We start from the raw sequence: 11,547 nt of genomic DNA on the forward strand, positions 1-11,547 counted from the left end.
GAGACGTGATGGAACAATTTATCGAGAAATCCTCGGGAAGACTGGTTTGTATAAGAGATAGGTTTCCTTATTATGGCTATCCGTTACAGTTACTATTGTTAGAATATCAAGATACTGGTGAACTCGTTCTGATTAGTGAAAGGGAACTTCAGAAGCAGTTTTTGTCAAGACGCTCCCAGCTCACAACTGCTGAAAAATTAAGGATTTACCGTTCATTATTTAGAGGACGGGATGATGTATATGCGAAATCGTATCAAAATGATGCGGGGAGACTACAGTATTATCCTTCCTATCGTTATGGGTGGAAGCAACTACCACCTGATAGACGTACGTGTGAACCCTTGACCGATGAGATTTTAAAGGCTCACTTTAGGGGCGAGGTCAGTATCGGTTTATTTCCGATTTTAATGGATGATACTTGTTGTCTATTAGCGATTGATTTTGATAAGAGAGACTGGAAGGAAGCCATCCAGGTGTTGAGACGGGTCTCAGATTCTTATAAGGTAGCGATGCACGTCGAGATTTCTCGTTCAGGAAATGGGGCTCATGTCTGGTTTTTCTTTGATAGTCCTATATCTTGTCGAGAGGCGCGATTATTTGGTCGAAAATTGCTGGAATTAGCAATGCAGGAGTCACCTAAGTTATCCTTTGACTCTTTTGACCGTATGTTTCCAAATCAAGATCGTTTGCCAAAGGGAGGTTTTGGCAATCTCATTGCTCTACCGCTGCAAGGGCAGTCTTTTCAAGAGGGAAAAAGAGTCTTTGTTGATGAACAGTACACTCCTTATGCTGACCAATGGTCATATCTGAAGGAACTGAAACGGGTAAGTTACCAGCAAGTTCAAAAATTAAATAAGGTGTCTCTAGCGATGTGTGTTGAGCAGGAAGTATTTGAGATACAGTTGGGACGGCTGTTAAGGGTAAAGAAATCAGGCCTCTCCTCTCAACTGCTATTCTACTTGAAAAGGTTGGCATCATTTTCAAATCCAGAATATTATGTAAAACAAGCGATGAGACAGCCAACGTATCAGACGCCTGAAACGATCTACTTATTTGAAGAGGATGATTCGTTTCTAACCTTCAAGAAACGTTTCCTAAATTGACTGTTATTGGCAGGGAAGAACGAGGAAATGCGATTAGAGTATCTTTCAGAGGAGAACTACGGTTTGAACAAGAATTAGCCCTGATAGATATGCTATCTGCGGATAATGGTGTCCTCTGTGCTGGGACTGGATTTGGGAAGACTGTTCTAGGAGCGGCTCTTATTGCTGAGCGCAAAAAAAGGACATTGATCGTCGTTCATAATCGGCAATTATTAGACCAATGGTTGGAGCGCTTGTCCCAGTTCCTGACATTTGAAGAGGAGGAAGCTATTCGCTATACGCCTTCTGGTCGAGAAAAAGTGATTGGGCATATTGGTCAACTAACAGGTATTAAAAAGTGGCAAACAAAATTGGTGGATGTTGCCATGATTCAATCACTGATGACCATGGAAAATTGTGAAGATGTATTATCGGATTATGATGTGATGATAGTAGACGAGTGCCACCATGTGACGGCTACTATGTTTGAAAAAGTAGTTGCTAGTTTTGCGGGCACTTATCTTTATGGCTTAACGGCAACTCCTGAACGTAAAAATGGTCACGAACCGATTCTTTTTCAACGTATTGGTCCTATTTTGCATACAGCTAGTGAAGAGCAAGTGATGTTTGAAAAGCGCTTAGCACTTCGGTTTACAGATTTTGGTCAATATGATGTCCAAGACAAGAGGAGTAGTAACTTTGTAGAGTTATGTGATAGATTAGCAAAATCTTCTTCCAGGAATCACATGATTGTGCAAGATATTGTGGAGGCCTACCAACAAAAACGCCATATCTTAGTGTTAACCAATCGGATAGGTCATCTGGAAATAATTGAAAAAAGGCTGAAAGAAGCACAGCTATCGTCTGTTTTTATCATGAGTGGTCAAACAAAAGTCAAAGACAAGCAAGAAATCCTTTCACAAATCGAGCAGTTAGGACATCAAGAACCTTTTGTTCTGTTATCCATTGGAAAGTATGTGGGAGAGGGATTTGACTTGCCTAAGTTGGATACGCTAGTTTTAGCGAGTCCTCTATCATGGAAGAATAACTTGATCCAGTATGCAGGTCGCATACACCGCCCTTATCATGAAAAGGGGTTAGTAATGATCTATGATTATGTTGATATCCATGTTCCATATTTGGAAAGGATGTTCCACAAGCGTCAGGTAGCATATCGAAAGATGAACTATGTCATGAGTTCACAATTAGCGAACCAGAGTATTTTTGATACGGCATCTTATGAGACAGCTTTTATCAAGGACTTGGAGACTGTAGAAACACTAAGAATTTCGATTTCAACTGCTCATGGTTTGCATGTACAACAGTTGCTAGGATTGGCGAAGGGAGCTAGCCTAGAGATTTATATGTCAAAGGATGACAGAAATCAAACAATCTTACAACAATTAGCGACGACATCAATCATTGTACATGAGGTGGATGAACCACTTCCCAATTTTATATTGATGGATGATTGTATTGTTTGGTTTGGTAAATTGCCACTAGTAAGTCAGCAATCTGATAAGGAGGAGTCTCTACTTCTCCGAATGGAAAGCGAAAACTTGGTTCAAGAATTTCGAGAAATTATTGGGAGAAGAAGTGATGAAGCTATGAAAGAATGATTCTAATTGGCGCGGTTAAATAGAGGGTCAAATAAATGGAAACAGGTATAATGGAGTTCATAGATGGGCAAGGGCTCTCTATTCTTCGCGCGGTTGAGTTTCTTTTGAAATTTTGTTATACTGGGTACCAATAGAATCGAAAAAAGTGCTATCTAGTGCTTTTTTCTTGTTGAGAAGGAGGAGAAATGAACTATATTTGGTCTTATTTGAAAAAATATCCCAAGTGGTTGGTCTTGGATTTGTTCGGAGCCATCTTTTTTGTGGTTGTCAACCTTGGTCTACCAACTGTTCTGGCTCGGATGATTGATGAAGGTGTCAATAATGGGGATACAGAACGGCTGTATTTCTGGGCTTTGGTCATGCTTGTGGTCATTGTTCTGGGGACCTTGGGGCGGATTGTCCTATCCTATGCGGCTAGTAAATTGACGACTAGCATGGTCAGAGATATGCGAAATGACCTCTATACTAAGTTGCAGGAATATTCGCATCATGAGTATGAACAAATCGGGGTGTCCTCCTTGGTGACACGGATGACGAGCGATGCTTTTGTTTTGATGCAGTTTGCAGAGCAGCTATTGAAATTGGGGGTCATTACTCCGTTGATGATGGTTTCAAGTGTCATGATGATTTTCTTGACGAGTCCCTCTATGGCTTGGATTGTAGCTTTTGCGATGCCTTTTTTAGCTATGGTTGTCTGGTATGTGGCGGTAAAGACTCGCCCCTTATCTGAGCAGCAACAGAAAACCCTAGATAAAATCAACCAGTATGCACGAGAAAATTTGACAGGCTTGCGGGTGATCCGTGCCTTTGCTCGGGAGGAATTTCAGGAAGAACGGTTTGCGGAGCAAAATGACCTCTACGCACAAAATTCCAACCGTCTCTTTAAGTTAACGGGGCTGACGGAACCCTTGTTTGTTCAAATTATCATCGCTATGATCGTCTCCATTGTCTGGTTCTCTCTAGCGCCTCTGGGACAAGGTGACCTGCAGATTGGGGACTTGGTGGCTTTTATTGAGTATAGTTTCCATGCTCTTTTATTCTTTCTGCTCCTGTCTAACCTCTTTACCATGTATCCTCGGACGGCGGTTTCAAGTGAGCGCTTGAAAGAAGTCATGGCGATGCCGATTTCCATCAATCCCAATGAGGATGGGATTACAGAGACAGAGACCAAGGGATACTTGGAGTTTGATAATGTCACCTTTGCCTATCCGGGAGAGACGGAAAGTCCAGTCTTGCATAACATCTCTTTTCGGGCAAAACCGGGAGAAACGATCGCCTTTATCGGTTCAACCGGTTCGGGGAAGTCTTCTCTGGTCCAGTTGATTCCGCGTTTCTATGATGTCACCCTCGGGAGAATCTTAGTGGATGGTGTGGATGTGCGGTCCTATAATCTCAAGGCTCTCCGCCAGAAGATTGGTTTTATTCCGCAAAAGGCGCTTCTCTTTACTGGGACGATTGCAGAAAATCTCCGTTACGGAAAAGAAGATGCCAGCCATGAGGAACTCCATCAGGCGGCAGATGTAGCGCAGGCACGTGAGTTTATTGAAAGCAAGGAAGAACAGTTTGAAACCCACCTAGCAGAAGGCGGGAGCAACCTATCGGGTGGGCAAAAGCAACGGCTGTCTATTGCCCGTGCGGTGGTCAAAGAGCCAGATATTTATATCTTCGATGATTCTTTTTCAGCCTTGGACTATAAGACCGATGCTATTTTGCGCCGCCGTTTGAAAGATGTGACGGAAAAAGCGACTGTTCTCATCGTCGCTCAGCGTGTGGGAACGATTATGGATGCAGACCAGATTATCGTATTGGATAAGGGAGAAATCATCGGTCGCGGTACGCACGAGGAGCTGATGGAGAGCAATGACATCTACCGAGAAATTGCAAATTCTCAGCTCAATAGTCAGTCGCTGACAGAAGAATAGGGGGAAGCATGAAAAAATCATCTCATTTTACTCGTTTATGGAGCTATCTGAAAGTGTATAGACTGTCTCTTTTCACGGCGATTTTCCTCAAGATTCTCAGTGTCGTGATGAGCGTCTTGGAACCCTTTGTGCTAGGGCTTGCCATTACAGAGTTGACTAGCAATCTCATCGATATGGCTCGGGGTGTGTCAGGCGCTGGTATCAATGTCACCTATATTTTCTGGATTTTGCTCCTTTATTGTATCAGAGCCCTCTTTTATGAAATCGGGGCTTACTACTCCAATTATTTTATGACCAATGCTGTCCAGCAGACAGTCGCAGACATGCGCAATGACCTAAGTCGAAAAATCAATCGTATCTCTGTATCTTATTTTGATCAGCAGCAATTTGGTGATGTTTTGGGGCGCTTCACCAGCGATGTGGAGACGGTGTCTAGTGCCCTCCAGCAAAGTGTGCTTCAGTTAGTAAATGCTGTTTTTACAATTTTCCTCGTGGTTGTTATGATGCTCTTTTTAAATGTCAAATTGGCAGTGCTAGTAATAATGAGTATTCCCTTGACCTATTTTGGAGCTCAGTTTATTCTCAAAAAATCACAGCCTTATTTCAAGGAACAGGCGGCTATTTTGGGGCGGCTCAATGGCTTTGTGCAGGAGAGCCTATCAGGTTTCAATGTTCTGAAACTGTATGGACGCGAAGAAGCATCGACAGAAGATTTTCAAGAAATCACAGATACCTTGCAAACGGTTGGTTTTAAGGCGAGTTTTATCTCAGGTTTGATGATGCCGATTTTGCATATGGTGTCGGATGTGACCTACTTGCTTGTCGCTGTTGTCGGTGGTTTACAGGTTATCGTAGGACGCTTGACCATAGGAAATATGCAGGCTTTTGTCCAATATGTATGGCAGGTCAGCCAACCGATTCAAACCCTGACCCAGTTGGCGGGGCCCTTGCAGAGTGCCCAATCGTCGCTGGAACGTATTTTCCAAGTCTTGGATGAAGCAGATGAACCAATGGATGTGATAGCCCATCTGGAGCATGATTTGACAGGTCAAGTCAGCTTCCAGCAGGTAGATTTCCAGTATGTGGACAAGAAGCCCTTGATTCGGGATTTTAATCTGGAAGTTGAACCAGGGGAGATGGTCGCGATTGTCGGACCAACGGGAGCTGGAAAGACTACTCTTATTAACCTCTTGATGCGCTTTTACGATGTGACGAGGGGAGCGATTATGGTGGATGGGCATGATATTCGTCATCTATCTCGTCAGGAATACCGCCAGCAATTCGGGATGGTTCTGCAAGATGCTTGGCTCTATGAGGGAACGATTAAGGAAAATCTCCGTTTTGGAAATTTACAGGCGACAGATGAGGAAATCGTTGCCGCAGCCAAGGCCGCAAATGTCGACCATTTCATTCGGACCTTGCCGGGTGGCTACAACATGGAGATGAACCAAGAATCGAGCAACATTTCGCTCGGTCAAAAACAACTCCTGACGATTGCACGAGCGCTCCTAGCAGATCCGAAAATTCTGATTTTGGATGAGGCGACGAGCTCGGTTGATACTCGGTTGGAACTCTTGATTCAAAAAGCGATGAAGAATTTGATGAAGGGTCGGACCAGCTTTGTCATTGCTCACCGCCTATCCACGATTCAAGAAGCGGATAAGATTTTGGTCTTGAAAGAGGGGCAAATTATCGAGCAAGGAACTCATCAGAGCCTCCTAGCTGCGAAAGGTTTTTACTACGACCTCTACAACAGTCAATTCGCAAACAAGGAAGCAAACGCGTAAAAAGAGCCAATCGGCTCTTTTTATCGTCTGTACATAAGATACGAGAGTGTTTGACACGAGTTTCACTCGCTTTATTTCCCACCTTCAACAGTCTATTTCTAGACTGTTTGACACGAGTTTCACTCGTTCTATTTCTCCCCTTCAACAGTCTATTCCTAGACTGTTTGACACGAGTTTCACTCGTTTTATTTCTCCCCTTCAACAGTTTATTCCTAGACTGTTTGACACGAGTTTCACTCGTTCTATTTCCAACCTTCAACAGTCTATTCCTAGACTGTTGAAGCGAGCAAAGCAAAAATGGGATTGAAACAGTTCGGTGAACTGTTTCAACGGTCACCTAAAAACAAGAAAGTGACCACAGAAGCCCGAGCTAGAAAATGAGAAATTTGACAAAGAAACGCATATTTTGACAAGTATCTAGATAGATGAAACGCTACAATCAAAGATAGAATAAATGTTCCGGAGGGAAGGTGGTTTTCACAGTCTGTAAGATACATCAGAAAAATAAGGAAAAAAGCCATGATAAGATATTCAAGCCGATGATGACAGCATGCCATTTCCAATACAGGAGACAAAGGCCAGCCGTTTCACGAATCCAGGCACTGGGTAGGTAGTAGAGGGCGGTTTTTGATCCTACGCTACGACCCTTGAGCTTTAGTTTGCGCATATAAATTCCAGCCCGTAAGGAGTGAAAGCTGTTGGTCACAACAAGGAAACGCGCAGATCTATCCGGTTTTTCACTGATGAGATTCTGAGAGAAAGTCAGATTTTCAAGGGTAGTGGTGGCCTGTGTTTCCAAGAGAAGTTTCTCGCTTGCCAATCCCTTATCAAGTAGGTAACGAGACATGGCTTCTGCTTCGGAAATCGCTTCATCACTTCCTTGACCACCAGAGACAATGATAATTGGTTGTCGATTATATTTTTCATAGTAGTAGAGTCCCTTGTCTAGGCGTTGGGCAAGGAGGGGTGGTACCTTGTCCCCCATTAGACCTGAGCCCAGCACAATGATGTAGTCTGGTTGGTAGGTGATGGGAAATAGATTGTAAAATAGCCCGTAGACAACATAAGATAGGTAGAGAAAACTTCCGTAGATGAGGAGGTTGTCTAACAGGAGGACGGTTTTTTCAATGAAGAAAGAAGTGCTAAAAAAGTGGAGAACTAGAGTGGTCAGGATAGCAAGACCATAAAAGAGGGAGAGGAGGTTGGCAAATCTACGTCCTTCAAAGTTCAGCATCTGTCTGCCATTAAATAGGAGATAGGCAGTGGATAAGATGACACTTAGGGGAATGAGTAAGAGCCCGCCGATGAGAATCATGATAGCGGTCTGCTGACTCCAGCGGCTTAGCTGGACGACAAAGAATCCTGCGATGATAAAAGCAAAGAGGATAAGGACGATGAAAAAGAGGTAGGCATTGATGAGGCGCCTTGGATCAATAAGAAAGAGTATCATAAATAACAGTGCCGGGATGAGCCATATAAGGTGAAGAATCATAAAATATAAGGACCTTTCTTTTATACTCAATTATACAAGATGTGAGGACGTTAAAAGGTCTAAGTGAAAATAGGAATTCTGACGCAGAGTCTAGAGACTCTAGGAAGAATTATCTTTTTCACACAGGCCTTAGTCCGAACTCAGTTACACAAGATACAAAGCCCGTAAAAAACTCAAAGTGAAAATAGGAAATGCGACGAAGAAACTGGAGTTTCTAGGAGTATTTATCTTTTTCACACAGAGTTTAGGGCGTGTTCAATTACAAGATACAAAGCCCGTGAAAAACTCAAAGCAAAAATAGGAGTTTTGACGCAGAACCTCAAGTTCTAGGAAAAACTATCTTTTTTGCACAGCTCGTAGCCCGTGTTCAATTCCACAAGATACAAAGGGCGTTTGACACGAGTTTCACTCGTTTTATTTCCAACCTTCCACAGTCTATTCCTAGACTGTGGAAGCAACTCCTAGAAAAAAAGACAATCGAAGCAGGTTGTCTTGCAACCAATGAGATAATCTAGCCTCGCTTTCCTGTTTCTTAGCTCGGGCTTCTGTGGTCACTTTCTTGTTTTTGGGTGACCAGTTGAAACAGTTCCTCGAACTGTTTCAATCTCATCTGTAATCAGCTAAAGCTGAAACAGCTGCCTATCTTTTTTCCGAAGTTTGAGGCTGAACTCAATTCCACAAGATGTGAAGCCGTAAAAAAAACGAAAGAAAAATAGGAAATCGAAGCAGGTTGTCTTGCAACCAATGAGTTAATCTATCCTCGCTTTCCTGTTTCTTAGCTCGGGCTTCTGTGGTCACTTTCTTGTTTTTGGGTGACCAGTTGAAACAGTTCCCCGAACTGTTTCAATCTCATCTGTAATTGGCTAAAGCCAAAACAGCTGCTTATCTATTTTCCGAGGTTTTAGTCTGAACTTAATTCCACAAGATATGAAGCCGTGAAAAACTCAAAGTAAAAATAGGAGTTTTGACAAGTGAAAAGCTCCCGTCGGGGTAGTATTCCCCAAGACTCTTGACGACGTATCCTTTTGATTGTTAAAGAGTATTAGTATTTAATGGTGCAACCTAGTGTTAGTCTACCATAAATTGTCGGGTTAGAAAAGACGGACAAGTGACACATAAAAGAAATGCTTTCTTGACATCTAGTAGGAAAATGCTAAAATGGTTCCCATGATAAGGAGATTGGGAAGGAGTGTATGATGACGACAGATCCACTTCAAGAATTTAAAAGACTGGCTCACAAGATGGGGGCTGCCATCCATTCGGTTGCCCGAGATAGTGACATGGAATTACTAGGAGGTCCACAGGGGCATGTGTTGCATTATCTTGCCCAGCATGAGGAGGAAGAAATTCTGATTAAGGATATTGAGTCCCACCTAAAAATTTCAAAATCTGTAGCTAGTAATCTCATCAAGCGGATGGAAAAAAATGGTTTTATCAAGGTGGAGCCATCTAAGGTGGACAAACGCAAGAAGATTGTCCGTATGTCAGATATGGCCAAGGTAAAAAGTCAGAAGATGAGTGAATTTTGGGACAATGTACGTCAGAGATTAGTAGTTGGAATTGCAGAAGAGGATTTAGTCGTTTTTTCTAGGGTTATCCGGCAACTACATCTGAATCTAGAAAAAATCGAAGGCAGGGATAAAGAGTGAAGGCTCTTTTAATCGCAAAGGTTTCTTGTGTGGTGAGGGCAATAACATAAAAAAGGGAAAGGCTTGCCTAGGTCCTGCCCAGTCTTTGATTTCTTGTCTTATTTTTGACTTTCCATGGTATAATAGAAAAAAGGAGGAAGTACCATGTACCCATTTCAACATCCAACGGATGAACAAATAAAAGATTATCTAGCAACTAGCAAGACCATTGCAGTGGTCGGCCTATCGGATAGGGACGATGCGGTTAGTAAACGCGTGTCTAAATTTATGCAGGACATGGGCTACCGAATCATTCCCGTTAATCCTCGCTTAGCGACTGGTGAAATTTTAGGTGAAAAAGTATATGCCAGTCTTTCTGATATTCCGCTAGCAGTTGATATTGTAAATGTCTTTCGTAAGAGTGACTATTTGGCAGATGTGGCACGTGAGTTTGTGACCACCGATGCTAGAATTTTTTGGGCACAATTAGGGTTACAAAGTCAGGAAGCAGCTGAGATTTTACAGGCCGCAGGTCGAGAAGATGTGGTGATGGATCGCTGTATCAAGCGGGAATATGTCCGTCTGATGGCAGATGTGGTGAATTGATGACTACTCTTGTCAATGGTATAGCCCACAAAGTAAGAGATTGGTTGGGAGTGGGAAAGAGTCTAACAACCGTTCATTTTTGCTTTGCCCTTCTTTTACACAGTTGGTTCGGCTGGTCGAAACGCTCGTAGTCCAGTGTGTTATCCCCTCAACCAGCTGCTAGATCTTGCCTATCATATTGTAAACTTTTTAAGGAGCTGGCGTTTGCCCAGCTCCTTTTTCAGATTGTCTTATACTGGATGAAAATCAATAGTAGACCAGGCAAGGCAGATGCAGATAGAACGAATACCTTTCAACTCTCGTCAGTGTCGCTTTGTTGTCCGTCAGTACAGCCTTCGGCTAGCTTCCCAGTTTGCTTGTTGATGTTATAAAATAATAGTCTTTCGTATGGCTACTCATGTGTACGCTCTTTGGAAAAGTTGCATTTGTTTGAGAGAATGTAGAGAAGAGTGGCAGTTTGCGCTTTATATTAAAATTATCAGATAATTATTCCAAAATGAGAAAACTATGCTATACTAGAGGTAGCTTTTTAGGAAAGGGAAGGAAGATGAAAAAACTTGGTATAATGCTACTATCGTCTACTGTCTTACTAACAGCCTGTACGATGGCGGCACCCAATACGGACACAAGACAAGAAAGCACCACAATGCAGGTAGATGACAAGGCCCTTGATAAGGCAACCGCTGATTACAAAAAGTTTGTAGAAGAGCAAATCGCTCAACTGTTGACAGATACAGAAGATTTTGCCCAGCTCCTTAAAGACGGTAAGTTGGAAGAAGCTAAGAAAGTCTATCCGGTTATCCGTATGGCCTATGAGCGGTCAGAGCCGATTGCGGAAAGTTTCGGTGAATCTGATGTGAAAATCGATTTTCGGTTGGTAGATTACATGGAAGAAAATAAGACCGAAGAAGGCTGGTCGGGTTTTCATCGTATTGAAAAAATCCTCTGGGAAAACAATACTACAGTAGGGACTGAGCCGTATGCTGATCAGCTAGTAGATGACATCAAGGAATTGAAAGCCAAAATTGCAACGGTTGAAGTAACACCAGACATCATGTTAACAGGGGCGGTTGACTTGCTCAATGAAGTGGCCACCAGCAAGATTACTGGTGAAGAAGAGGTCTATTCGCATACAGATTTGTATGACTTTAGAGCCAATATTGAGGGGGCAGAGAAGATTTTTGAACTCTTCAAACCGATGCTAGAAGTAAAAGATGCTAACTTGGTTCGCACCCTTGAAAAAGAGTTTGCGAATGTCAATGGACTTTTGGATCAGTATAGGATAGATGGCACACATTATAAACTCTACACAGATTTGACGACAGAGGACACCAAAACCTTGGCTGAAGCGGTGACCAAACTTGGCGAGCCTCTTTCACAAATGGGAATTATCTTAGATGGAAAGTAAATG

General features: G+C 42.7%; 6 protein-coding genes and 1 pseudogene. 6 read left to right on the forward strand and 1 reads right to left on the reverse strand.

Annotation, left to right across the window (positions count from 1 at the left end; all coding sequences use genetic code 11):
- Positions 1–8 precede the first annotated feature (8 nt).
- From BVE84_RS11335 to BVE84_RS06865, 3 genes and pseudogenes are all read left to right on the forward strand, one after another.
- Positions 9–2,701, forward strand: a pseudogene (locus BVE84_RS11335) (TOTE conflict system archaeo-eukaryotic primase domain-containing protein).
- 185 nt (positions 2,702–2,886) lie between these two features.
- Positions 2,887–4,623 (forward strand): ABC transporter ATP-binding protein, encoded by a 1,737-nt coding sequence (locus tag BVE84_RS06860; protein WP_076996318.1) that lies wholly within the window; start codon positions 2,887–2,889, stop codon positions 4,621–4,623.
- An 8-nt stretch (positions 4,624–4,631) separates the two neighbouring features.
- A complete protein-coding gene (locus BVE84_RS06865; protein ID WP_076996319.1) occupies positions 4,632–6,410 on the forward strand; it encodes an ABC transporter ATP-binding protein in 1,779 nt (592 codons plus the stop codon).
- Positions 6,411–6,906: 496 nt separating this feature from the next.
- Here BVE84_RS06865 and BVE84_RS06870 read toward each other — a convergent pair whose 3' ends face one another.
- Positions 6,907–7,902, reverse strand: a complete 996-nt coding sequence (locus BVE84_RS06870; protein WP_076996320.1) for a YdcF family protein — start codon at positions 7,900–7,902, stop codon at positions 6,907–6,909.
- A 1,193-nt stretch (positions 7,903–9,095) separates the two neighbouring features.
- On the opposite strand from BVE84_RS06870, the gene BVE84_RS06875 reads away from it, so the two are divergent.
- From BVE84_RS06875 to efeO, 3 genes are all read left to right on the forward strand, one after another.
- Positions 9,096–9,551 carry a MarR family winged helix-turn-helix transcriptional regulator gene (locus BVE84_RS06875; RefSeq protein ID WP_076996321.1) on the forward strand — a complete coding sequence of 152 codons (456 nt, stop codon included), beginning with the start codon at positions 9,096–9,098 and terminating at the stop codon, positions 9,549–9,551.
- Between the two features lie 144 nt (positions 9,552–9,695).
- Positions 9,696–10,136: a CoA-binding protein gene (locus BVE84_RS06880; protein WP_076996322.1), complete on the forward strand. Its 441-nt coding sequence runs from the start codon at positions 9,696–9,698 to the stop codon at positions 10,134–10,136.
- Between the two features lie 604 nt (positions 10,137–10,740).
- Positions 10,741–11,544 (forward strand): iron uptake system protein EfeO, encoded by an 804-nt coding sequence (gene efeO / locus BVE84_RS06885; protein ID WP_370592834.1) that lies wholly within the window; start codon positions 10,741–10,743, stop codon positions 11,542–11,544.
- Positions 11,545–11,547: the final 3 nt, after the last annotated feature.

This window comes from Streptococcus azizii, assembly GCF_001984715.1.
Taxonomy (GTDB): domain Bacteria; phylum Bacillota; class Bacilli; order Lactobacillales; family Streptococcaceae; genus Streptococcus; species Streptococcus azizii.

Excerpts from the sequence above, each read along its gene's own strand:
- BVE84_RS06880 (WP_076996322.1), top strand. The coding sequence starts at position 9,696 with ATGTACCCATTTCAACATCCAACGGATGAACAAATAAAAGATTATCTA.
- BVE84_RS06875 (WP_076996321.1), top strand. The coding sequence starts at position 9,096 with ATGATGACGACAGATCCACTTCAAGAATTTAAAAGACTGGCTCACAAG.
- efeO (WP_370592834.1), top strand. The coding sequence starts at position 10,741 with ATGGCGGCACCCAATACGGACACAAGACAAGAAAGCACCACAATGCAG.
- BVE84_RS06860 (WP_076996318.1), top strand. The coding sequence starts at position 2,887 with ATGAACTATATTTGGTCTTATTTGAAAAAATATCCCAAGTGGTTGGTC.
- BVE84_RS06865 (WP_076996319.1), top strand. The coding sequence starts at position 4,632 with ATGAAAAAATCATCTCATTTTACTCGTTTATGGAGCTATCTGAAAGTG.
- BVE84_RS06870 (WP_076996320.1), bottom strand. The coding sequence starts at position 7,902 with ATGATTCTTCACCTTATATGGCTCATCCCGGCACTGTTATTTATGATA.